Source organism: Shewanella chilikensis, assembly GCF_037953065.1.
GTDB classification, from domain to species: domain Bacteria; phylum Pseudomonadota; class Gammaproteobacteria; order Enterobacterales; family Shewanellaceae; genus Shewanella; species Shewanella chilikensis.
In genome coordinates, this window is the sequence record NZ_CP149966.1 from 1,750,412 (window position 1) to 1,772,027 (window position 21,616).

General features: G+C 54.2%; 25 protein-coding genes and 1 riboswitch. Of the genes, 22 read left to right on the forward strand and 3 right to left on the reverse strand.

The features are described 5' to 3' along the window. The first annotated feature begins 176 nt into the window (after positions 1-176). From hinT to WKR14_RS08115, 11 genes are all read left to right on the forward strand, one after another. Complete coding sequence (gene hinT, locus WKR14_RS08065; RefSeq protein WP_101052958.1) at positions 177-533, forward strand: purine nucleoside phosphoramidase; 357 nt, start codon at positions 177-179, stop codon at positions 531-533. Continuing rightward, on the forward strand, positions 530-1,030 hold the full coding sequence (locus WKR14_RS08070; RefSeq protein WP_028780462.1) for a PaaI family thioesterase: 501 nt from the start codon (positions 530-532) through the stop codon (positions 1,028-1,030). Before hinT ends, WKR14_RS08070 begins: the two co-directional genes overlap by 4 nt. Beyond that, positions 1,027-1,479, forward strand: coding sequence for a PaaI family thioesterase (locus WKR14_RS08075; RefSeq protein ID WP_039032743.1), 453 nt, complete (start codon positions 1,027-1,029; stop codon positions 1,477-1,479). The genes WKR14_RS08070 and WKR14_RS08075 overlap by 4 nt, the downstream gene beginning before the upstream one ends. A gap of 17 nt (positions 1,480-1,496) precedes the next feature. Continuing rightward, positions 1,497-1,886 carry a YcfL family protein gene (locus tag WKR14_RS08080; protein WP_093983145.1) on the forward strand — a complete coding sequence of 130 codons (390 nt, stop codon included), beginning with the start codon at positions 1,497-1,499 and terminating at the stop codon, positions 1,884-1,886. Positions 1,887-2,033: 147 nt separating this feature from the next. Continuing rightward, positions 2,034-2,143: riboswitch (TPP riboswitch) on the forward strand. Positions 2,144-2,198: 55 nt separating this feature from the next. Then, positions 2,199-4,355: a TonB-dependent receptor gene (locus WKR14_RS08085; protein WP_335923018.1), complete on the forward strand. Its 2,157-nt coding sequence runs from the start codon at positions 2,199-2,201 to the stop codon at positions 4,353-4,355. A gap of 63 nt (positions 4,356-4,418) precedes the next feature. Next, the gene (locus tag WKR14_RS08090) at positions 4,419-4,679 is read left to right on the forward strand and encodes a hypothetical protein (protein ID WP_025887126.1); all 261 of its coding nucleotides are present in this window, start codon (positions 4,419-4,421) and stop codon (positions 4,677-4,679) included. Positions 4,680-4,682: 3 nt separating this feature from the next. Beyond that, entirely contained in the window at positions 4,683-5,333 is a 651-nt protein-coding gene (gene pnuC, locus WKR14_RS08095) for a nicotinamide riboside transporter PnuC (RefSeq protein WP_335923017.1), read from the forward strand. Beyond that, positions 5,330-6,400: a phosphotransferase gene (locus WKR14_RS08100; protein ID WP_335923016.1), complete on the forward strand. Its 1,071-nt coding sequence runs from the start codon at positions 5,330-5,332 to the stop codon at positions 6,398-6,400. Before pnuC ends, WKR14_RS08100 begins: the two co-directional genes overlap by 4 nt. A 52-nt stretch (positions 6,401-6,452) precedes the next feature. After that, the gene (locus WKR14_RS08105) at positions 6,453-7,292 is read left to right on the forward strand and encodes a DUF6279 family lipoprotein (RefSeq protein WP_335921175.1); all 840 of its coding nucleotides are present in this window, start codon (positions 6,453-6,455) and stop codon (positions 7,290-7,292) included. 217 nt (positions 7,293-7,509) lie between these two features. Beyond that, positions 7,510-8,121 (forward strand): DoxX family protein, encoded by a 612-nt coding sequence (locus tag WKR14_RS08110; protein ID WP_286996892.1) that lies wholly within the window; start codon positions 7,510-7,512, stop codon positions 8,119-8,121. 100 nt (positions 8,122-8,221) lie between these two features. Then, on the forward strand, positions 8,222-8,770 hold the full coding sequence (locus tag WKR14_RS08115) for an NAD(P)H nitroreductase (protein ID WP_101052968.1): 549 nt from the start codon (positions 8,222-8,224) through the stop codon (positions 8,768-8,770). A 67-nt stretch (positions 8,771-8,837) separates the two neighbouring features. Here the strand turns inward: WKR14_RS08115 and WKR14_RS08120 are convergent, their stop codons facing one another. Then, positions 8,838-9,575 (reverse strand): MBL fold metallo-hydrolase, encoded by a 738-nt coding sequence (locus WKR14_RS08120; protein WP_101052970.1) that lies wholly within the window; start codon positions 9,573-9,575, stop codon positions 8,838-8,840. A 12-nt stretch (positions 9,576-9,587) separates the two neighbouring features. Beyond that, on the reverse strand, positions 9,588-10,196 hold the full coding sequence (locus WKR14_RS08125; protein ID WP_219014238.1) for a chemotaxis protein: 609 nt from the start codon (positions 10,194-10,196) through the stop codon (positions 9,588-9,590). Positions 10,197-10,535: 339 nt separating this feature from the next. Between WKR14_RS08125 and WKR14_RS08130 the strand changes: the two genes are divergently transcribed. Beyond that, positions 10,536-11,159, forward strand: coding sequence for a 2OG-Fe(II) oxygenase (locus WKR14_RS08130; RefSeq protein ID WP_101052974.1), 624 nt, complete (start codon positions 10,536-10,538; stop codon positions 11,157-11,159). Positions 11,160-11,240: 81 nt separating this feature from the next. Here the strand turns inward: WKR14_RS08130 and WKR14_RS08135 are convergent, their stop codons facing one another. Further along, a complete protein-coding gene (locus WKR14_RS08135) occupies positions 11,241-12,128 on the reverse strand; it encodes a LysR family transcriptional regulator (protein ID WP_101052976.1) in 888 nt (295 codons plus the stop codon). A gap of 251 nt (positions 12,129-12,379) precedes the next feature. On the opposite strand from WKR14_RS08135, the gene WKR14_RS08140 reads away from it, so the two are divergent. The 10 genes from WKR14_RS08140 (at position 12,380) to WKR14_RS08185 (ending at position 21,598) form a co-directional block, all read left to right on the forward strand. Beyond that, positions 12,380-13,636: an adenylosuccinate synthetase gene (locus tag WKR14_RS08140; protein WP_101052978.1), complete on the forward strand. Its 1,257-nt coding sequence runs from the start codon at positions 12,380-12,382 to the stop codon at positions 13,634-13,636. 309 nt (positions 13,637-13,945) lie between these two features. Then, a complete protein-coding gene (locus WKR14_RS08145; RefSeq protein ID WP_101052981.1) occupies positions 13,946-14,560 on the forward strand; it encodes a GNAT family N-acetyltransferase in 615 nt (204 codons plus the stop codon). A 44-nt stretch (positions 14,561-14,604) separates the two neighbouring features. Beyond that, positions 14,605-15,060 carry a GNAT family N-acetyltransferase gene (locus tag WKR14_RS08150; RefSeq protein WP_101052983.1) on the forward strand — a complete coding sequence of 152 codons (456 nt, stop codon included), beginning with the start codon at positions 14,605-14,607 and terminating at the stop codon, positions 15,058-15,060. A 55-nt stretch (positions 15,061-15,115) separates the two neighbouring features. Further along, a complete protein-coding gene (locus WKR14_RS08155; protein ID WP_165564891.1) occupies positions 15,116-15,520 on the forward strand; it encodes a hypothetical protein in 405 nt (134 codons plus the stop codon). 50 nt (positions 15,521-15,570) lie between these two features. After that, on the forward strand, positions 15,571-15,978 hold the full coding sequence (locus WKR14_RS08160) for a hypothetical protein (RefSeq protein WP_224868262.1): 408 nt from the start codon (positions 15,571-15,573) through the stop codon (positions 15,976-15,978). 271 nt (positions 15,979-16,249) lie between these two features. Further along, a complete protein-coding gene (locus tag WKR14_RS08165; RefSeq protein WP_025011211.1) occupies positions 16,250-16,930 on the forward strand; it encodes an ABC transporter ATP-binding protein in 681 nt (226 codons plus the stop codon). Between the two features lie 124 nt (positions 16,931-17,054). After that, on the forward strand, positions 17,055-17,987 hold the full coding sequence (locus WKR14_RS08170) for an HlyD family secretion protein (RefSeq protein ID WP_224868260.1): 933 nt from the start codon (positions 17,055-17,057) through the stop codon (positions 17,985-17,987). Next, the gene (locus WKR14_RS08175) at positions 17,974-19,137 is read left to right on the forward strand and encodes an efflux RND transporter periplasmic adaptor subunit (protein ID WP_028780452.1); all 1,164 of its coding nucleotides are present in this window, start codon (positions 17,974-17,976) and stop codon (positions 19,135-19,137) included. The genes WKR14_RS08170 and WKR14_RS08175 overlap by 14 nt, the downstream gene beginning before the upstream one ends. Then, a complete protein-coding gene (locus WKR14_RS08180; RefSeq protein ID WP_335921178.1) occupies positions 19,134-20,354 on the forward strand; it encodes an efflux RND transporter periplasmic adaptor subunit in 1,221 nt (406 codons plus the stop codon). Before WKR14_RS08175 ends, WKR14_RS08180 begins: the two co-directional genes overlap by 4 nt. Further along, positions 20,351-21,598, forward strand: a complete 1,248-nt coding sequence (locus WKR14_RS08185) for an ABC transporter permease (protein ID WP_224868256.1) — start codon at positions 20,351-20,353, stop codon at positions 21,596-21,598. Before WKR14_RS08180 ends, WKR14_RS08185 begins: the two co-directional genes overlap by 4 nt. Positions 21,599-21,616: the final 18 nt, after the last annotated feature.

A 21,616-nucleotide genomic window follows, 5' to 3' on the forward strand; every position in this document is an offset into this window, starting at 1 on the left:
TGGCGACAATGCTGCCAAAAAAGCCAGGCTGCGGCAATTACTTGCCGAGTTTTAAATAGCTTGGGGTTCAAATCGCCGTGGCCGATTACATCTCCGGGCCGAATGGTATTATACTGCCAAGAACACAGAGGTTTGGCCCTTGGGCCGAGCCTGAACCGACACACCGGAGTGGCAAAATGGCCGAAGAAACCATATTCAGCAAAATTATCCGCCGTGAAATTCCCACGGACATACTGTATCAGGACGAACTGGTAACCGCCTTTCGGGACATCAATCCCAAGGCGCCCACCCACGTGCTGATAGTGCCCAATCATCTGATCCCCACGGTCAATGACGCCAAGGCCTCTGACGAGCAGGCCATAGGCCGTATGGTGACTGTGGCCGCCAAGCTGGCCACCGAGGCCGGGATCGCCGAGGACGGTTATCGTTTAATCATCAACTGTAATGAACATGGCGGCCAGGAAGTGTTCCACATCCACATGCATCTGCTTGGCGGTAAAGCCTTGGGGCCTATGGTGAGTTCAGCGTCATGAAAGTCAATCCGGAGTTTTTCCCGCTGACGACCCTGGCTACCCGTTTCGTCAACCAGTTGGCCCAGTGCCGCCGCCTCGGGCTCAAGGTGCATGAGGCCAGTGAGCACCATGTACTGATAGAATTGCCTTACAGCACCGAGCTGGTGGGTTACCCTGAAACCGGGGTTATTCATGGTGGGGTTATCACTACTTTGATGGATACTGCCAGTGGCTGCGCCGTGGTTTGTGCCATCAAGGACAAATATGGTTCGCTGGAGATCTCGCCGACTTTGGATCTGCGGGTGGACTATATGAAGCCCGCCGAGCCCCACAAGCCGGTGTATGGTTTTGCCGAGTGTTATAAGTTGTCATCCAGCGTAGCGTTCACCCGGGCCATTGCCTATCAGGACAGCATAGACGACCCCATCGCCCATGCGGTTGGCTCCTTTATGCGGATAAGCCCTGAAATGATAGGGGATACTTTCCGCAAGGCACTGATGGGTGAGGAGACGAAATGACAGATCCCAAGGCATCTCTGGATGTAAAAAGCATAGTTGCAAAAGTGACAGAAACCAATGATTTCAGTCACTTGCTTGAGCATGTGCCCTACGCCCGCTTTATTGGCATGTTGGTTGAAAGGTTTGGCGATGAACTGGTGTTTCGTCTGCCGGCCAAAGATGACAACATAGGTAACCCGGTACTGCCGGCCATTCACGGCGGGGTGATAGCCGGGTTTATGGAGATGTCGGCCATCATCCAGCTTATGGTGTTTATGCAAACCAGTAAGGTGCCCAAGGTAGTTGATTTTTCCATCGACTATTTACGTGCCGGTTATCATAAGGACAGCTTCGCCGAGTGCCGAATTACCCGTCAGGGACGGCGAGTGGCCAATGTCAATATCGACTGCTGGCAAACCAACCGCAAGCAGTTGATTGCAACCGCCCGGGCACACTTTTTGATTGATTGAGAATAAGGGATTGGCAGATGAAAAAAGTCTTGGTAATAGCAGCAACCCTGCTGGCTCTGGCAGGCTGCGCCAACCATACGGCCGGGGTGTATGCCAGCTCGACCGGTGAAAGCCGTATCGACAATAGCAGCTTTGCCCGCTCTGTAAGTGTCGGTGATCTTATGGCCAGAGGCGAGGGCGGCTTGCTCAGAGGCACAGCCACCATCAGCAGCAAAGTCGCTACCGATATGCGCATTCAATACAAATTCACCTGGTATGATGCCAGCGGCTATACCCTGGATGATGAAGGCGTGTCCTGGAAGTCGGTTAAGCTGCATGGTAAACAGCAGTTGCAGGTGAGCGCCGTGGCGCCGAATCCGACCGCCAGCCGTTTTGAGATCTATGTGCGCGAGGCCTTTTCAAACTAAAAGTTGCAACCTCGGCACCACTGCCGCCCGAGCCATTATTCCCGTTGAATGCTCAACACTCGGGAGTATTGGAGTGGGCGGTTTTTTTATGCCCTCAGGTACAATTTGGCAACCTGGCTCACTTTTGTTGGTAACTCGTGTATACTGGCCCGCGCCAAGGGGTGTTTACCGCATTGCGGTTGACTGAGATGTCGTATGACGAACCCTTAGAACCTGATCCGGCTAGTACCGGCGTAGGAATGGGCCACAATTCGTGCACTTTCAACTCGCTTTCTTATTGCCGGATCTCAAACTGTGAATATTTGAGGTCCTATGTCCAAGTTTACCGTACCTACTCTGCTTGCCAGCACCATTCAGATGCTGCTGTGGGCACCCGTTCATGCCGCCGATAATCCAGGCGTTGAAAATCAAGATGAGCAACAAGCCATGGAAGTGATAGTCGTCAGCGGCGACTTTCGTGGCCTGACGCTGGAGAAGATGCCCTCCAGCGTGACTGTTATCGATGAGCAGCGCATTGAAGATCAAGGCGCCGAGCATTTCGAAGACATGTTGGGTAATGTGGCCAACTTCAACTGGTCAGGTGCCAGCTCCCGACCAAGATACTTCCAGATCCGCGGCGTAGGTGAGCAGGAGCAATACCAGGGCGCGCCCAACTCCTCTGTGGGCTTTATTATCGATGATATCGATCTCTCCGGGCTGGGCAGCGTTTCCAGCCTGTACGACCTGCAGCAGTTTGAAGTGCTGCGCGGCCCCCAGGGCACCCGCTATGGCGCCAATGCTCTGGCCGGTCTTATCTATCTCAAGAGCAATGACCCCACAGACGTGTTCGAGCACGGCGCCGAAGTCTCGCTCGGTAATGATAATCTGCAAACCTTTAGCGGCTTCAGCTCCGGCCCAGTGACTGATTCCGGCAAGCTGCTCTATCGTGTGGCGCTGCAGCAACACAAGCAGAACGGTTATCGCGACAACCTGTATCTGGGCCGTGACGATACCAATGAGCGTGATGAATTCAGCGGCCGTATCAAGCTGCGCTGGTACGCCACCGACAAATTGCAGGCGGACTTCACTCTACTGCATGCCGATTTTGACAATGGTTATGATGCCTGGACTTTGGACAATAACGGCTTCGATACCATTACCGATGCGCCGGGCGTCGACAAGCAGCGCACCACGGGATCCAGTCTCAAGCTGAGCTATACCGGCTTTGAGGCTTTTGAGCTGGTGTCCCTGTCAAGCTATGCCGCAACAGATCATCACCACGGTTACGACGGTGACTGGGCCAACCCGGATTACTGGGCCGGGAAAGAGTGCGGCGGCGCACCCTGTGAGTACGATTACACCTGGGATAAACGCGGCGAGCGGCGCACTCTGTCACAGGAGTTCAGATTCAGCTCTAACGAGGCCGGGCGGATTTTCGGCGGCAGCACAGACTGGCTGGCCGGGCTCTATTTTATGGATCTCGATGAGGACAATGATCTCTACTCTGAATACAACAGCTGGCCGGATGAAGTGTTGACTTCCCGCTACAGCGCCAGTAACTATGCGGTGTTTGCCCAGTTGGACTCAGATCTGGGGGCGGGCTACAGCCTGTCTATCGGTGCTCGTATTGAGCGACGTGAGAGTGACTACAGCGACAGCAATGGTGATGCCTTTAGCCCATCGGAAAACATGTGGGGTGGCCATATTGCCCTGTCCAAGGCACTGGCTGAACACCATGAAGCCTATGTTCGGATAGCCAGGGGCTACAAGGCTGGTGGTTTCAATATGACGCTGCCCCAGGAGCTGGCCGACAAGAAAGAGTTCGATACCGAAATCCTCTACAACTATGAACTGGGGCTGAAATCCAGCTGGGCCGATGGCTTGCTGGATACTCGTCTGGCACTGTTCTTTATGGACAGGGAAGATCAGCAGGTAGCGGCCTCGCTGCAGGATCCTGTCGATCCCCAGCGCTTTATTCTGTTCACCGAAAACGCCGGCAGCTCCAATAACTATGGCGCCGAGCTGGAAGCCAACTGGTATCCCACAGATTCACTGCAGTTCTACACCAGCCTTGGGTATCTGCAGACAGAATACGGTGATTACCTGTATCAGGATAAATATGGCAACCCTGTGGATCTCAGTGGCCGGGAACTGGCCCACTCGCCGAGATGGACCTATAGTCTCGGCATGACCTGGCGCAATGACATGGGCTGGTTTGCCAACCTCAACAGCAGTGGCAAGAGTGCGTTCTACTACTCAGACAGCAATGATTCCCGATCTGAAGACTATCAGGTGGTCAACGCCAAGCTGGGATATGAGACCGACAAGTGGTCGGTTTACCTCTGGGGCCGCAACCTGTTCGATGAAAAATACGGCGTGCGCGGTTTCTACTTCGGCAATGAGCCGGATCAGGACTGGGCCGAGAAGCAATATATCCGCTACGGGGACCCACGCCAGATTGGTGTGACCTTCAACGTCAAATTTATCTGATGGCATAAGCCGTTGTCGGCCGGGGCGTGTAGCAGTGCCCCGGTTTATTACAGGAGATGTAAAATGAAGTTAACTGCCGAAATCAGCATGTATCCGCTCCACGATGAGTATCTGGAGCCTATTCAATGGTTTATCAAGCGCCTGGACACTTATGCCAACATAGAGAGAACCACCAATGCCATGGCGACACAGGTGTGCGGTGATTATGCCGAGGTGATGGCCATGCTGGCCACTGAGATGCAGGCAGCGCACGAGAAATTTGGCAAGGCGGTGTTTGTCTGTAAATTTATCGGCGGTGAGCTGAACTTGGGCCACAGGGAATAACCCATGAGTGAATTCTGGCACTGGCTCGCCGAGGCCGGCTCTCAGGCCCAGGGAATGGGCGCTTGGGAAGCGGTAGCCGTGGTATTGGCCTTGGCCTATCTGCTGCTGGCCATGAAAGCCAATATCTGGTGTTGGGCGGCAGCCTTTGCCAGCACTGCCATCTACACTGTGCTGTTCTGGAAAGTCGCGCTGCTGATGGAGTCAGTGCTCAACGTCTATTACATGGCGATGGCGTTGTACGGATACTGGCTCTGGCGCCGGGGTGGGGAAAACCATCAAGGAGTGGCTGTGACCTCCTGGCCCTGGCAGCGGCACCTGGTGCTGATTTTGTTGACTGGGTTGGTGTCTCTGTTTGTCGGTCATATGATGGCGACTTTCACTCAGGCAGCCTTTCCCTACCTGGATGCGGCAACCAGCTGTTTTGCTGTGATGACGACTTTTCTGGTGGCGCGCAAAGTGCTGGAAAACTGGCTCTATTGGGTGGTTATCGATCTGGTGTCCATCTATCTCTATTTAAGCAAGGGCTTGATGTTGACCTCACTCTTGTTTGTGCTCTACGTGGGGATGGCGGTAGCCGGATACTTTATCTGGCGCGCCAGAGCTAAGGAGTCCCGCGGTCGCGACTCCTCACTGCTTGAAAGCGGCGCGGCATGAAAGGCAAACCGCTGACAGCACTTGAAGCCAGTCTGGGTGAAGGTTTGAGCTGTGAGCTCAATGCCGCTCTTGAACGGCTACAGTTGTGGCCGCTTGAAGGGGCCAAGCCGCTCACTCTTGGGCTAAGCAACCAAAACTGGCTCTTGCAGGCCGGTAGCGAGTCAATGGTGCTGAGAGTCAACTCCCCGGGTTCAGACCGTATCTGCGACAGAAACAACGAACTGGCATGTTGGCGGGTTGCCGAGAAGGCGAACCTGGCACCAGGGCTGATTTGGGTCAGCGCTGACAAGGGGTTATATCTGAGCCGCTTTATCGAACAAGCGCCGCAAGCCAACTGGCAGCAGTTACTCGCATCCAAAGGCGCGGCCGAGATCGCAAGCGCGGCTCAAAAAGCCTATGCAAACTCAAAGAACCTCTCTGGCCTGCCTGAACGCAAACATGAGCCTAAACATGAATTTGGCTCAGGCGCTGTATTGGGAGCCAGGCAAGGCAAATCACCTCAGGCCTTACTGCTGGAGTTGCTGCTGGGGCTGAGGGGCTTGCCGGCCCCCAAGCTCGAAATCAGTGTTGCCGAGCAGTGGCGCATCTATCTGGAGCGGCTCGATGATATGGCTCTGAGCCGGGGGCAGCCTTCAAGCTGGCAACAGCGGCTCATGCAACTTCACTCGGCCCAAGGGTTATTCGAGCAGTGCAGCACTCGGCTGGAGGCCTGTCTGCTGAGGCCTCAGTATTGTCACAGGGATCTCAATCCTCATAACCTGTTGCTGGCCGAGGATGGACTCAAGTGCGTCGATTTTGAATATGCCTGCGCTTCCCACCCGCTGTTTGAGTTGGCCGGGGTGCTGTCATCCCATCAACTGAGCGCCGAGGGGCAACAGTGGCTCATCTATCACTATCTTGAGCAGCATCCGCATTTAACCGGCGATGCTCACCTGGCGGTGGCTGCAGCCGTCGATGTCTACTGGCTGTTTGCCTGCTGCTGGGCCTTGCAGATGGCCTGGGACAATCAGCAGCAGTCTTATCTCGACTGGTTTGATGACTTCTGGCATCTTGTAAAGCATCAATGAGTCAGGCAGGGAAGCTGTCGCCTGGCCTTAGCCAACTTAAAGTATTTAATGGATGAAACGCATTGTTATTGCCCTGGCGCTGCTTATTGCGCTCAGTGCCTGCTCCACCAAGGTCAGCTATTATTTCCTCGATTGGGCCATAGAGTGGCAGCTGGAAGATTATGTCACTCTCGACCGGCAACAGGAGCAGGCGTTTGACGCCATTCTCGACCCTTTTCTCGCCTGGCATCGCAGCCAGGAGTTACCCAGATACAGTGCCCAGTTAAAAACGCTGCAAACCGAGCTTGCCGATGGCACTTTAACGCCACAGAGTTGGCGCCATCATGTGGATATGGCAAGAGATCACTGGTTTCGGCTGTTTGCCCAGGTGTTTGACGATCTTTTGCCCCTTATCGCTTCTTTGAGTGACAAGCAGGTCGCCCAGGTGATAGCCAAACTGGAGGCCGATGAGCAGGAGCTGGTGGATGAATACAAGGACAAAAACCAGGAACAACTGATTGAAGATGCGGATGAACGGCTGGAGGAGCTGTTTGCCGATTGGCTGGGGCGTTTGAGTGAGCAGCAAAAGGCCCTGATCCATGAACACAATAGCCGCCGACTGGCGACCCTGGATATGTGGCTCGAGTATCGTCACGAGTGGCTCCGGCAGTTCAAACAAGCCTTGCTGCAACGCAGTGATTCTGACTTGTTGGCGCAGCGCTTGCGGCTGCTGATGACATCGCCCGATGAGCTCAAGTCAGATGTGCACAAGCAGAAATTGGCGCAGAACACGGAAAACTTCGGCATGCTGTTGTTGCAACTGCACCAGAGCCTGAGTGAGCGCCAGCAAAAACACTTCAAGCGTAAGCTGGGCAACTTGATTGACGATCTGGATGAACTGAGTCAGGTATAGCCCTGAGCTTATGGGGTCGTAAAGCGGGTCTTTGGTCTGTAGAAGGGGCATTGGGCCATTTGCCCGGAAAAACATGCCTTGCATCCAGGCCCTTAAGCGGACGCAGAGCAGGCATGGGGCTTGTTGGCACCTTTCTAAAGTAAAGACTGAAATAAAATCGCTTATTGCCGGGTCAACTGCAGCATGACAGGAATACTCCCCGAATAAGGAGGTTTTCATGCAAGCCATCATTCAAACCTATGCGGCATTTTTCAAATCACTGCGACACTTCGATGGCCTGGCACCGTTGGCATTGCGGCTCTATCTGGCGCCGGTGCTGGTGCAGGCCGGTTACAATAAACTCAGCCACTTCAGCGACACAGCGGCCTGGTTCGGTAATCCGGATTGGGGGCTGGGCTTGCCCATGCCTGAAGTGATGGTGGCGCTGGCGGCCGGGACCGAATTTTTTGGTGGCTTGTTGCTTCTGCTCGGGTTGGCCACACGGCTGGTGGCTATCCCCATGAGTATTACCATGTTGGTGGCGGCCTTCAGTGTGCACTGGTCCAATGGCTGGCTGGCGATTGCCGATCCCTCATCCTGGCTCGCAAACGACAGGGTGATGGCTTCGGTTGAGAAGCTTGAGCGGGCCAAGGGGATATTGCAGCAGCACGGCAATTACGACTGGCTTACCAGTTCGGGTAACCTGGTGATCCTCAACAACGGCATTGAGTTTGCGATCACCTATTTCATTATGCTGTTGGTATTGCTGTTTATGGGCGGCGGTCGTTACACCAGTGTGGACTATTTTATTGGCCGTAAATGGCTACCCAAAACCGTTAATCTCGGCTGATTGTTGCTTAAAACAACTCGTCCCGGCTTATTGCCTCTGGCGATCCGGGGCGGATTTGGTATCCTGTGAAGTCATTGATATCTCAGCTGAGGATCGCGCATTGGACGCACTTACTCTTCTTCTTACCCGACAATCATGTCCACGACTGCAGGCTCCGGCGCCGAATGAAGCGCAACTGAAAATTATCCTGGATGCCGCGGCCAGAGTACCGGATCACGGTGGCCTGGCGCCCTGGGAGTTTATTATTGCTACCGGTGAAGGGCTCAATCGCCTGGCAGATATTTTTGTTGCAGCCGCCACAGCAGATGGTGCCGACGAGGGCTTTATCAACAAGGCTGCCGGTTTGCCGCTCAGAGCGCCTATGGTAATCACTGTGGTTGCCAAGACCAAAGATCATCCCAAGGTGCCTGAGCTGGAGCAGCAATTGGCAGCCGGCTGCGCCGTAATGGCGATGCAGCAGGCCGCATTTGCCCTGGGGCTTGGCGGAATATGGCGCACTGGCGCCTTTGCCTTTGACTCTACGGTCAACACGGCACTGGGGCTCGATGGCAGTGATCAGATAGTGGGCTTTCTCTATCTGGGCACCCCTGTGGTTGAAGCGCCGCTCAAAGCCACCAAAGAGGGCAGCGCCTTTGCCCGCTATCTCTGATAGCTGCCGGACACTCAATGGCGGAAAGCTTGCCATGGGCTAAGCTCATGGCATCAAGCTATTGTACTCAGTTGCCTACCGCAACCCCCACCTCCAGGCGCTCGAACCAGTCGAGAAACTCAGGTATCTGTTCGCCCCTGAATATCCGCCCGTGCTGCGGACATAAATAGTCCAGCTCCAGCTCTCTTATTCTGGCTATCCAGTCCTGCTTGGCGCGGTTGGAGGGCATCCATCTTTGATGGAAAAAGCGCATCTTCTCGGTGTGACGGCCAAAGTCATCGACAAACAGCCCGGCATCCGCGTCTTCCAGTGCCGCACCTATATCGCCCGACATCAGCACTTTGCCGATAGGGTCGTAGACATGAAAATTGCCAGAAGCGTGCAGATAATGCGCCGGGATAAACTGCACCTCTACGCCATCGAGCGTCAGCTTGTCGCCTTGATCTTTAATGGCCTGGTATTGAATATGCTCCATTCCGAAATGGCGGATGAAACCTTCCCAAATCCAGGGCGCGTGCAGCTGGGCCCGCTCCAGAGTCTGATCCCACAACCCCAGGGAGGAGATGATATCGGGATCCTGATGGGAGGCGAATAGATGGGTGAGCTGCTCTATGGGGATGTGACAAACCACATTGGCCAGCATGGGGGCAAATAGCTCTATGCCCCCCGGGTCCATCAGCAGAGCCTGCTCGGCAGTGACCAACATATATTGATTGGTGTCTATGATGCCGTCGGGTTTGTCCGGATCCCGGCCAAAATAGATCCATTTGTGGCTATGGGTTTCCAACAAGAGTTGGCTCTTCATCCCTGTACTCCCTTATTGTTCAAGTAATTGAATCGCCTTATCTACCTGAGTGCGGATCGCGCCGGCAGCAGCATCGACCCGGTTGGCAACATGGTTGAAAGTGGCCTGGTCGGCGGGTTTTATCCGGCAGGCTTCGATGCGGCACAGCGAGGCCAGCACTTTGGCGGTTTTCAGCTGCTGGCAGAGCTCTTCCAGTTGCAATTCAATATCCAGGCTCAGGCGTTTGCACTGTTGCTCAAGGGCCGTAAAGTGTTGGCTGTTCTTCTCCAGCGCCGGCGTGATACTGTCGCCATAACGGGCTTTACGGGCTTTCTCCCTGGCGCGGGCAAATTGCTGCATCGCCTTGCGGACTCGGGTCTGCTCGCTGGTCAGGCGGCTGATGGTCTGTGCCAGATGATTGATTCTCGCGGCTGAGTGGGTGGTGAAATGCGCCAGTTCGTCGATGGAGTGGGTCAGCGCCTTAAAGCCCAGCGCCATGCTGCCGGCGCGAATCGATGCCGCCTGGGCATTGCTGGCGATAATATTAATCTCTTTGCAGTGGCCCTGAGTCTTTTCCAGTTCGGCGGCTATGATAGCGGCACGAACATAGAACTGACGCGTTGGTTGACGTTCTGATCCCATAATTCACTGTTTTACAGTCATAATCCTGTTTGAGAGTATAGAAGATAATTAACTTCCCAACAGGCGCGAGCTGATTTTTCCCATCAATGGATTCAAGCCATAACTCAAGCGCTTGAATTTGCACCTTGTTTAGCTTGAAGAACCGCTTTGAGAATAGATACTTAGTGTTGTAACCATATGAATTAAAAGTTTTATTTTGATTGTCAGCCCAAATCGAATGCTCTAGTATCCGCTGCTATCAGAATCGGCCCCTGCTTTATTCAAGTGGGGGCTTTTTAGGTTGTGGCTTTGTCAATAAATAGGCAACAACAGCCGCTGCATTTCAGAGAGGATACCCATTTGGTTTCGCTGTTAAACGATGAACTATTGGACAGGATTGCCGATGCACTTACGGACAAGGGATACATAGTGCTTGAGGATGTGCTGCCGGAGACATTGAGTAACGCATTGCTGGATAAGGTTAACCACTCGCCGGTAGAGAGCTTTCGCTGGGCTGAAATCGGCCGTGGTAATGAGCGCGTGCGCGAACAGGAGATACGTTCAGACAGGATCCGCTGGTTGAATGAACAACAACAGCCGGATGCCGACTATTTGGAATACATGGCCTGCTTGCGTCATGGGCTTAACCGGCGCCTGTTTATGGGGCTATTCGATTATGAAAGCCATTACGCCTTTTACCGCCCTGGTACTTTTTACCGTAAACACCTGGACGCGCTGCGGGGTAGTCGCAACCGGATCTTGACCACGGTCTTCTTCCTGAATCCCGACTGGCAACAGGGGGATGGCGGCGAGCTGATGCTCTATGAAGAAAACGATGTTCTGCTTGAGCAGATCCCGCCGAGAATGGGCACTCTGGTGATTTTCCTGAGCGAGCGTTTCCCCCATGAAGTACTGCCAACCCATAAAGATCGCGCCAGCATAGCCGGTTGGTTTCGGGTTGCCGGTAGTTATGAACTGCCATAAATAACACTACTGGCATGTTGCCTCTGGGCGGTATTTTTGAGCACAAGCTTAGTTCAGGGGCAGCAGGCTTATGCAGTAGCTTCAGCTAACACTCGGTGAGCGCAGAATCTCTTCATCTACCCAATGGAGCAGTTTCTTGATGGCTTTGGATAGCACCTGGTTCTGGCGCACTATGTAACCCAGGCTGGCGGAAGGGAAGCTGGGTAGTGGCGTCATGCAGGACTGCAGGTTGAGTTTGGGATGCAGGGCGAAGTCCGGCACTATAGCGATACCGAAACCGGCTTCGGCCCAATCTATTTGGGCATCCACGCTGCCCACTTCCATGATGCGGTATTCCGACAGTTTGAGCTCAGGTAGTGCCGGGTCAATCAGATCCCGGGTGCGGGTGTCGTGTCCCAGTAGTATTAAGGTCGGTGCTTCCTGCGGGCTGGAGACTTTTCCTCTTTGCCAGGCCTTGAGATCATTGCCCAAGGCGTACCATTTCACTTGTTTTAGCTCGGTAAAATGCAGCGGTTGACTCTCTTTTTGTGCCATCACAAAGCCAAGATCGGCCTTGGCGCTTTTTACCAGGTCTGCCGCTTGCGAGGAGGTGGTGTTCAGCAGTGTCAGGTCAATGCCGGGGAATTCGGCTTTGAACGACTGAAATGGACCTATCAGCAGCCATCTGGAAATAATATCGCTGGCGGCTATGGTCATGGTGCCCTGGCACAGATCATTGATGGCATTGAGATCGGCCTGGCAACTTTGCAGCTCCATCAGGGTGTTGTGTGCACTCTTTAGCAAGCGCTCACCGGCTTGGGTCAGCCGAAATGGATTCCGCTCAATCAGCTTTACTCGGGTGGTTTGCTCCAACTGTTTGATATGTAAGCTGACATTGGGTTGAGTCATATGCAGTTCATTGGCCGCCTTGCCGAAGTGTTCCAGGCGGGCCAGGGTGACAAAGGTTTTAAGCCAGTGGAGTTCGAGCATAACAGCCTCTTTGCGAGTTTTTTAAGCGGTACTTTTTAAGCGTTAGGGCAGGCGCTTTATGGTTGGCGGCTTGGCCTTGGTCTTAGTCATGGCCTTAATCATGGCCTTGGTCACGACAATTGCCCGCTATCTTCGATTCCGATGCAAAATATCCCGATATGGATTTCTTATCAAGCCAATAATGATTATTAATTTTTCTTATTTTTGCCGTGGTCATAGGATAGACAGGTTTTTGTTTAGGAGAACTGGAAATGTCGTCTATCGTTGTAGTTGGTGCAAACTGGGGTGATGAAGGTAAAGGCCGTATCGTGGACTATCTGGCAGATAGCGCGGCGGCGAGCATACGTTTTCAGGGCGGCAACAATGCCGGCCACACAGTTGTGAATGACTTTGGGACATTCAAACTGCATCAACTGCCTAGCGGCGTATTCAATCCAAGTTGCTTGGCAGTATTGGGCCCCGGCATGGTGATAAGCCCGGCGCCACTTTCCGAAGAGATTGCCGAGGTGAAAGCCGCCGGCGTCAATGTCAATCTGTGCATTTCCGATCGGGCGACTCTGTGCCTGCCAATCCACGCCATTGAAGATACTCTGGAAGAGGAGCGTCTTGGTGACGGCGCTTACGGTTCTACCCGCCAGGGCATTGCCCCGGCTTACGGTGACCGGGTAATGAAAAAAGGCATTCTGGTGGGTTGGTTGAAGCAGCCTGAAGTACTGCGTGAACGTATCCAGTTTATGCTGGACTGGAAACTGCCGCAGCTCAAGGCGCTGTATCCCTCCTTTGAATTTTCGCAAACCGCAGAAGAGATGACTGCCTGGTTGTTGGAAGTGTCCGCTCCTTGGCGTGATGCCATCTGCAACGTGAGCGAGCCGCTGAAAGCGCTGCAGGCAAAAGATGAAAATCTGCTGTTTGAAGCCCAGTTGGGCGCGGGTCGTGACCTGGTTTACGGTGAATACCCTTGGACCACATCTTCCAATGTGACCGCAGCTTATGCTGGTCTTGGCAGTGGTTTACCGGCACTACGCCCCGAGCGAGTGATTGCCGTAGCCAAGTCCTTCAGCTCATCAGTGGGAACCGGCACCTTGATAACCGCCATGGAAGAGCAGGATAACTTCCGCGAAGCTGCCAATGAGTACGGCGCGGTAACCGGGCGCCCTCGTGATATGGGCTATTTTGATGCCGTGGCCACCCGTAATGGTGTCGAGCTGCAGGCGGCCACAGAAGTGGCGCTCACTAAACTGGATTGTTTGAGTGGGATGCAGGATCTGAAAATCTGCATCGATTATCAGGGCGAACACAGCGAAAACCCGATTTGGCCACAAACTTCTGCCTTGGCGCCGGTTTACGAGCAGATGGAAGGTTGGAGTGAAGACATCACGGCTTGCCGCACCTTTGAGAGCCTGCCACTGGCAGCACAAAAGTACGTACAGCGGGTTGAAGAGTTGATGGGCGTGCCGGTGAAAATGATCTCTGTCGGCCCGGAGCGGGCGCAGATGATCCTGCGTTAACAAGGTTGCCCGTTTATGCCCAAGTCTCTCCGTGTGTGACATAGTCAAGGGAGGCTTGGGCATCACTATGCTAATTTCGCGCTTCATTTGGGTCATGCGCTTTCTCCGCTGTTAGCTATTTCCCCCTTCGCATTTCAATTTATTGCTGTCCCCTTTGAACTGACCTGCTGTTATCACTGGCTTTGTTTTTTACAATCGTTTTGAAAGAAACTGTTTGTTAACATTTCTCTGGTTTAATGATTTATTCATGTTAGTCTGGTATTTAAACAAGCGTTAAATCATCATCTTGCATTATTAGGGAGGCAAATCATGGGACTGGAAGCATGCTTGACCGGAGAACATGTGATCCTCGAACCTTTGAGTCAGGATCATCTGCCGGCGCTGTCGTTGGCAGTCGCCGATGGTGAGTTGTGGCGCTTGTGGTACACCAGCGTGCCGCATCCGGATGAGATGAAAGAGTATATCCAGCAGGCTTTGGAAAGTGAGCAGCGCGGTGAGGCCTTGGCCTTTGCAGTACGTAGCCGCGATAGCGGTGCAATTGTCGGTTGTACCCGCATTTGCAACTGGGATCAGGCCAACCGCCGGCTGGAGATTGGATATACCTGGTATGCCAAGAGTGTGCAGCGCAGCGCCATCAATACCGAAACCAAACTGTTGCTGCTGGAGTACGCCTTCGAGACCCTGGATGTGATGGCGGTGGAGTTCAGAACCCATTTTCACAACCAGGCTTCACGGGAAGCCATCACCCGTCTGGGAGCCAAGCAAGATGGTATCTTGCGAAATCACAGGCTGCTCAAGGACGGCAGTGTCAGGGATACAGTGGTTTACTCCATCATTGACAGCGAATGGCCTGAAGTGAAACAAGGCCTCAAGGACAGGCTGGCATTTTACAGTGATCAGTACCATGCCGAACTCGCACAGTGAGTGAGCACCATTTAGGACATTATTGAATCGAAGGGAAATCATTCATGCTAAAGCAAGTTATTCGGGCACAGTCACAGGACGCCGAGATTATCTCACCGCTGTTTGATGAGTATCGCCGGTTTTATGGATATCCCAGCCAGCCCGAACTGGCGTTAAGCTTTATCAGCCAAAGGCTTAAGCGGGATGAATCCGTGATCTTTTATCTGCCGGATGAGCAAAACCAGGCCTTGGGTTTTGTGCAGCTCTATCCCGGCTTTTCTTCGCTGCAGGCGGCGCCGCTGCTGATCCTCAATGATATCTATGTCACTCAACATGCCAGGTGTGTCGGCATAGGTCGTGCGCTGCTCGATGCCGCGCTGAATTACGCCAAAGCACAGGGCATTGATGAATTGATCCTCGAAACCCAGCGTAATAACGTTAGGGCGCAGGCGCTCTATGAGTCCATTGGTTTTGTCCGGGACAATGAATTTTTCCACTACAGTCTGACCCTAAAACCTTGAAATTCATCAGGCACTAAAGTAGCTTGCCTTCATTGATATCAAGAGGATCACCAAGATGTCCCATAAAACTGCTTTGTCTGTCTTTGTCGCTATCGGCTTGTTTTCCAGTGCCAATGTGTTCGCCGGCCCCGCCGAAGAGGCCTTTAGCGCCGAGTTGCAGCAATGCGCCGCCTATTATCAAATAAGTTCTGAAGCCATAGGGGCAATGAATGCACCGCAGATGGCCGCCGTTGGAGACAGGCTGAAACAATCCGCCAAGGACGCTGAGGCTTTGGCTGCCCAGTACAGTTCGGCGCAGGATGCCGAGAAAGGCGTGGCTGCGGCCCGTGCTGAAATGCTGGAAACCATGGGTAACAGCAAGAGTTTGGCTGGTTTGATGAGCCAATACAAAGACAGCTGCAAAACCATCTTGGCCGAGCCGCAAAAGCGCCTCGACTACTGGATAATGGCCAATATGTGATGCAATAAAATGCGGCCGCAGCCTGTCTCTTTGTCCAAGGGGGAGGCACTATGCTTTTGAGTCTGTTATTGGCCGCTTTTATCATCTTGCTCGCGCTTGCGATTGAGTCCTGGCCCAGGATCCGCTCTAAAGCCCGTGAACACCGGCAAGGGGCAGCTTGGGTACAGGAAAACCATAGCCGCGCCAGCGGACGTGAACAGCAAGACTGCTTTGCGGATCTCAGTTTTGCGCCCTTCTTGCTTACGGCTGCTCTGACCTTGATAGCCTGCGCATTTGAACTGATGCCGGCAACTTATGTGTTTGGTTTAATACTCTTTATTGTTCTCAACCTACTGCTCTTGATGGTCTGGCATCTCTATGACAGACTGCTTGGCGGGCAAAAAAGTGGCCAGAGCTTCTTGCCGCCGCTGCTTTACGGCCTCGCGGCCCTGTTTGCCTGGATAGGGGCTATGCCATAAGTCAGGCCATAAGTCAGGCCCTAAGCCCGATTCCAAGGCAAGAATTCATGAGCCCGGCCCGAATTACACCAAGAGGCGTTGCATCGGCCTCAAGCTGTTTGAGGCATCACAGCATTGGTTCTCGGGCGCTGAAATGTCAGCTTACAATTAGCTTGCGGCCCGGCGTTGGAATTTGGCATTAAATAGGGAACTTGCGCCTTTATCCAAGGTTCAAAGCTGCAGACAATAACAAGGAGTGGTTGAGCGCCGGTCGCAATACCCACCAAGAGCAATGATAAAGCTTCAACAACTTTGCAAAACCTATCAGATGGGCGACGCCTGTGTGCGTGCGCTCGATGAAGTCAGTTTCGACATTCAAGCCAATGAATTTGTGGCCATCATGGGGCCATCGGGTTCAGGCAAGTCGACGCTGATGAATATCATAGGCTGCCTGGATAAACCCAGCAGTGGCAGTTACCTGCTCAATGGCGAAGAGGTGGGACAACTGGATGATGATGCCTTGTCTGCGGTGCGTAACCGCCAGATAGGTTTCGTGTTCCAGAGTTTTCACCTCTTGCCGAGACTCACGGCGCTGCAAAATGTGATGCTGCCGCTGAGATACAGTCCTGAGGGGCAGGGCGATGAAACCCACGCCATAGAATTACTGAGGCGTGTCGGGCTCGGAGAGCGACTGGATCACAGACCCAACCAACTCTCGGGCGGTCAGCGTCAGCGGGTGGCGATAGCTCGCTCCCTGGTCAATCGCCCGGCCATTTTGTTGGCCGATGAGCCCACAGGGGCGCTGGACAGCAAGACTTCGCTTGAGATCATGGCGCTGTTTACCGAGCTGCATGCCGCAGGGCAAACCATTATTCTGGTGACCCACGAAGAGGAAGTGGCCGCTTACGCCCAGCGGGTTATCCGCATGCGTGATGGTTGCCTGCAGAGTGACAGGAGGGCAGATGCGGCTTGATTCTCTTTTACTGTTGAGCCTGGCGGTCTCTGGCCTGGCTTTTTCAAGCTTGGCTGTTTCAGAAATTGCTATACCGGCGGCAGCCGGATCACCCTCTTCTTCATTCGGGGCGCCAGGGGTCAAGGTGGCGGATTCCAAGTCGCAGCCCGCCGCGCAGCTGCTACTGACTGGTAAAGTCAGTTCCGCCAAGTCGCAGACTTTCAGCGTCCCCAAGGCTGGTGATGCCTGGCGCTATCAAATTCAGTGGATGTTACCCGAGGGCTCTTTGGTCTCTCCCGGGCAAGTGGTGGTGGTGTTTGACAAGAGTCAGGTAGCCAATCAGATAGAACAGTTGGAAGCCAGCATGCTCAGGGTGTCGGCGCAGGAGCAGAGCCAGTCCATAGAGCTCAAGTCCAAGGTATTGCAAGCCAGATTTGAGCTGAAAAAGCAGTTACTGGAGCAGGAAAAGGCGCAACTGGTAGCGGCCGTGCCGGCGGATTTTATTGCTGCCAAGGAGTACGCCGACAATCAGTTCAAGCTGTTGCAGATAAACGCCGAGGTGACCAAGGCCAAGCAAGCACTGGCCGAAGCTCTGGATACCGAGAAGGCGACTCTGGCACAGCTGAAGATTGACAAGGAAAAGGCGGCGCTCGAGCTGGCCCAGGCCTTCAAGGACTTGGACAGCCTGGAGCTGAAAGCCGAAATTGCCGGCCCCTTGCTGCTTGGGCGTGAGCCTTGGAGCAATAAAAAATTCGAGGTGGGGGATACGGTGCAAGTGGGGCGACAAATCGCCACAGTACCTGCTATGGAGGATCTGGAGGTGATCGCCTGGGTCAATGAGGTGGATGTAGATCGCCTGAAATCCGGGCAAGCCGTGACCATGCGTCTGGATGCGGAAATTGAGCGCGCCTTTCCCGGACAAATTGCCAGTATCGGTCGCCAGGCCATCAATCTACCGGCCTGGGGCCGCAGTAACTGGTTTGAAGTCGGGATCCGTTTCAAGGCGCCTGAGGATATCGCCATGATCCCCGGCATGAGTGTGCTGGTGGAAACCGGAGGCAAACATGAAGCGCTTTAGTTTAGCCTGGCTGGCACTGCTTGCGCTGAGCGCCTGCAGTGATGGGGTGAGCACTCAGGTGGTGCAAGGTCCCCTGAGTCAAAAAATAGAAGTCACCGGTGAGCTGGTGGCGGCCGATACCGTATCTTTAATGCCGCCTGTGATGCGGCGCATCTGGCAATACCAGGTCAAGCAGCTGGCGCCGGAAGGCAGCGAGGTGGAAAGCGGCGAGATGGTGGCTCAGCTGGATACCTCGGAACTGACCCAAAGGCTGTCGGTCAAATCGGCCGAGCTTGAGGCTACGGTGCAGGACTTGCAGACCTCCAAGCTGCGTAATGCCAAGAAGATGGAAGAGCTTAAGTTGCAACTGGCGGAGGCCAAAATGGAGTTGGACAAGGCCGAGCGTAAGTTTGCCCTCTCTGATGACACAGTGGCGGCGTTGGATAAAGAAAAGTACCAGCGTGACGCGGTGATCGCCCGTGACAAGGTGGCTCTGGTGCAGCAGCAACTGGTGCTTGAGGCCGAGAGCGCCCGGCAACGGGAAGCCATGCTCGACGGAGACCGGCAGAAGTTCGCCGCCGAAGTGGCGGCGCTGAAAAAGGGTATCGCCTCGATGACCTTGGTGGCGCCCCGTGCCGGTATGGTGGTCTATGGCAACGATCCTCAGGGCAACAAGCTCAAGGAGGGTCAATCTGTGTTTGCCGGTGATGTGGTGTTATCCATTCCAGATCTCGACAGCATGCAGGTCAATATGGCGATCCCTGAGGTAGAAGCCCGCAGAGTCAAACTGGGCCAGCAACTCAAGATCCGTCTGGATGCCAATCCTGATAAAGTCTTTACAGGGAAAATCAAAGAGTTGGGCGCGGTTTTTCGTAACAAAAGCCAGGAGGTTCCTCTGGTGGTGTTCGATGCGGTTGCCAGCATAGACGAGCCGGATACCGAGCTGATGCGCCCGGGAATGACCGCCAAGATCAGCATAGAAATTGCCGATGACAGCCAGCGGACTCTGGTGGCTCAGGATGCGGTGCATTACGAGGCCGGTCATCCTTATGTGCTGCTGGACGGGCTCTTGGGGGCTCGCAAACAGTCGGTGCGGGTTGGTGCCATGGGGGGCGATCAGGTTGAAATACTCTCCGGCTTGCAGGTGGGTGATGAGGTATTGCTGCCATGAAGAATCATTCGCTAATCGCTCTGGCCTTGATAACGCAGGCCTTGATAGCTTTGGCCTTGAGTGGCTGCCAACCGAGCGGCAACGATGGTGTGCTCACCATGACAGTCAGCCGCGGCGAGTTTCAGGTCAATATCCCCGCCAGCGGTGAGCTGGAAGCGGCGCAGTCCACTCCCGTTGTGGTGCCCACGGGGTTACGTGGGCCTCAGTCCCTGGCCTGGATCCAGAACAACTTTACCCAGGTCAAGGCCGGTGATGTGGTGGCCAGGCTCGATGATACCCGTGAGTCGTTTCGCTTGCAGATGGAAGCCTTCGACTTTGAGCGCCTGGCTCAGGATGCACAGATCCAGACGGAGAAAGATCTCACCTTGAGCCAGAGTTTGACTCTGGGAAGCAAGGTTACAGGTAATGAGCGGCAGTTGGCCGAGCGCTTTTTCAGTGAAGATGAGCGGGTCTACACCAAAATCGACATCATAGATCAGATGCGCAACAAGGAATATTTGGATGCCAAGCTGGATTATTTCCAGTGGGGCAGCACTCAGCACCAGGCGCAGGCCGATGCCGAGCAGGCGCTTATCAAGCTGAAACAGAAAGGCCATCAGGCCAAGATGGACAGGTATCAGGGCAATCTGTCACAGATGGAGATTATCGCACCGCACGATGGGCTGTTTGTCTATCAGGCTGGCTGGGATGGCGCCTTTCCCGTGGTGGGCGACATGATCTGGTCCGGATTCCCCATAGGTATATTGCCGGATACTTCCGTGATGCAGGCAAGGGTCTATGTGCTTGAATCGGAAGCTGTGGGGCTCGCCATCGGCAAGCAAGCCACAGTGACTCTGGATGCCTATCCTGAGCGGCCTTTTAGCGGCACAGTGACTCAGGTCGATGCGCTGGCCAAGCCCAAAGACAGAGACAGCCCGGTGAACTATTTCCAGTTCACCATCAGCCTGGATCAAACTCTGCCGGCCATTATGCAGCCGGGAAGACAAGTGAATGCCAAGGTACAGGTGCTGGATCTCAATGATGTATTGACTGTGCCCAATCAGGCTCTGTTTCAAAAAGACGGCCGCTACTGGGTGTTTCTCAAGCAGGGCAGCGGCTTTGTGCGCCGGGATGTGACTCCGGGGCACAGGTCCCTTAACCGCACCGAAATTACCGCCGGGCTCAATCCCGGTGACGTAATCGCCCTGACAACCCCACCCAAGAGGAGTCAGCTATGAGTTCGGTAATGGGGCTATGGCAAGGATTTGCCCAGGCGTTCGATGAGATGCGCCACCACAAACTGCGTACAGCCTTGACGTTGCTGGGGATGATATTCGGTGTCGGCGCAGTTATAGCCATGCTCAGCGTCGGTGAGGGTGCCGAGCGTGAAGCCTTGAAGATGATTGAATCCATGGGGGTTCGCAATCTGGTGGTCAACAGCCGCAGCAATGACGGCGAGGCGCTGAAATCGATTCGTGAACACAGTGTTGGTTTGAGCCTGCGTGATATCGACAGTGCCAGAGACACCTTGCCTTTTATTCAGGATTGGGGCGCCGCCAAGGAAGTAAAGGCTTTCAGCCTGTTTTCTGCCGAAGGGCGCAGCGATGCCAGTGTGATGGGAGTGACTCCCAGCTATTTTGGGCTGACGTCGCTCAAGCTCAGTGAAGGGCAGATTTTTACCGAGCAGGATGAGGTTTACTTTCGCCAGGTTGCCGTGTTGGGGCCAGAGGCGGCCCGCAGCCTGTTTCCCAAGGGCGATGCCCTTGGCAAGAACATCAAGATTAACCATCAATGGTTTACCGTGGTGGGTATCCTGGCCGATGCCAATCGCGGTAAGTCCAAAATCCAGGGCGTCAAGCTTGGGGGCGAGCGCAATCAGGTGTTTATTCCGCTGTCGAGCGCCCTGAAAAAGATGCAATTCAAGGCGCTTGAAGATGAGCTGGACATGATTAAGCTGTCGCTCAGGGAAGAGGTTGAGCCTTCGCTGGCGGCCAAGAGCCTGAATCATCTGTTGCAGCGCCGTCATGGCGGTGAGAAGGATTATGACATAGTGGTGCCGGCCGACCTTCTGGCCCAACATCAGAAGACTCAACAGATCTTCAATATCGTCATGGCCTGTGTCGCCGGGATCTCACTTCTGGTGGGCGGGATTGGCATTATGAACATTATGCTGGCCACCATTTTGGAACGCACCGCCGAGATAGGTTTGCTGCGGGCGCTGGGGGCCAGGCGCAAGGATATCGCCAGGCAGTTTTTGATTGAAAGTATCGCTATTTCGGCTACCGGCGGTCTGTTTGGCATAGTCGTAGGGCTGGGACTGGCGCTGCTTATATCAACTGCGGCCGGTTGGCCTGTGGCTTGGTCTCCCTTTGCGATACTGCTGGCACTCGGGGTTTGTATGAGTATTGGGGTCGGCTTTGGCCTCTATCCGGCGCAGAAGGCGGCCAAACTGGATCCTATTATTGCCTTGCAACGGGACTGACAGAGGTTTCTTTCGCCT

Coding starts and splice junctions, on each gene's coding strand:
- WKR14_RS08105 (WP_335921175.1), top strand. CDS start 6,453: ATGAAACGCATTGTTATTGCCCTGGCGCTGCTTATTGCGCTCAGTGCC.
- WKR14_RS08175 (WP_028780452.1), top strand. CDS start 17,974: ATGAAGCGCTTTAGTTTAGCCTGGCTGGCACTGCTTGCGCTGAGCGCC.
- WKR14_RS08165 (WP_025011211.1), top strand. CDS start 16,250: ATGATAAAGCTTCAACAACTTTGCAAAACCTATCAGATGGGCGACGCC.
- WKR14_RS08090 (WP_025887126.1), top strand. CDS start 4,419: ATGAAGTTAACTGCCGAAATCAGCATGTATCCGCTCCACGATGAGTAT.
- pnuC (WP_335923017.1), top strand. CDS start 4,683: ATGAGTGAATTCTGGCACTGGCTCGCCGAGGCCGGCTCTCAGGCCCAG.
- WKR14_RS08180 (WP_335921178.1), top strand. CDS start 19,134: ATGAAGAATCATTCGCTAATCGCTCTGGCCTTGATAACGCAGGCCTTG.
- WKR14_RS08160 (WP_224868262.1), top strand. CDS start 15,571: ATGCTTTTGAGTCTGTTATTGGCCGCTTTTATCATCTTGCTCGCGCTT.
- WKR14_RS08135 (WP_101052976.1), bottom strand. CDS start 12,128: ATGCTCGAACTCCACTGGCTTAAAACCTTTGTCACCCTGGCCCGCCTG.
- WKR14_RS08085 (WP_335923018.1), top strand. CDS start 2,199: ATGTCCAAGTTTACCGTACCTACTCTGCTTGCCAGCACCATTCAGATG.
- WKR14_RS08140 (WP_101052978.1), top strand. CDS start 12,380: ATGTCGTCTATCGTTGTAGTTGGTGCAAACTGGGGTGATGAAGGTAAA.
- WKR14_RS08150 (WP_101052983.1), top strand. CDS start 14,605: ATGCTAAAGCAAGTTATTCGGGCACAGTCACAGGACGCCGAGATTATC.
- WKR14_RS08075 (WP_039032743.1), top strand. CDS start 1,027: ATGACAGATCCCAAGGCATCTCTGGATGTAAAAAGCATAGTTGCAAAA.
- WKR14_RS08185 (WP_224868256.1), top strand. CDS start 20,351: ATGAGTTCGGTAATGGGGCTATGGCAAGGATTTGCCCAGGCGTTCGAT.
- WKR14_RS08155 (WP_165564891.1), top strand. CDS start 15,116: ATGTCCCATAAAACTGCTTTGTCTGTCTTTGTCGCTATCGGCTTGTTT.
- WKR14_RS08110 (WP_286996892.1), top strand. CDS start 7,510: ATGCAAGCCATCATTCAAACCTATGCGGCATTTTTCAAATCACTGCGA.
- WKR14_RS08100 (WP_335923016.1), top strand. CDS start 5,330: ATGAAAGGCAAACCGCTGACAGCACTTGAAGCCAGTCTGGGTGAAGGT.
- WKR14_RS08080 (WP_093983145.1), top strand. CDS start 1,497: ATGAAAAAAGTCTTGGTAATAGCAGCAACCCTGCTGGCTCTGGCAGGC.
- hinT (WP_101052958.1), top strand. CDS start 177: ATGGCCGAAGAAACCATATTCAGCAAAATTATCCGCCGTGAAATTCCC.
- WKR14_RS08145 (WP_101052981.1), top strand. CDS start 13,946: ATGGGACTGGAAGCATGCTTGACCGGAGAACATGTGATCCTCGAACCT.
- WKR14_RS08120 (WP_101052970.1), bottom strand. CDS start 9,575: ATGAAGAGCCAACTCTTGTTGGAAACCCATAGCCACAAATGGATCTAT.
- WKR14_RS08070 (WP_028780462.1), top strand. CDS start 530: ATGAAAGTCAATCCGGAGTTTTTCCCGCTGACGACCCTGGCTACCCGT.
- WKR14_RS08125 (WP_219014238.1), bottom strand. CDS start 10,196: ATGGGATCAGAACGTCAACCAACGCGTCAGTTCTATGTTCGTGCCGCT.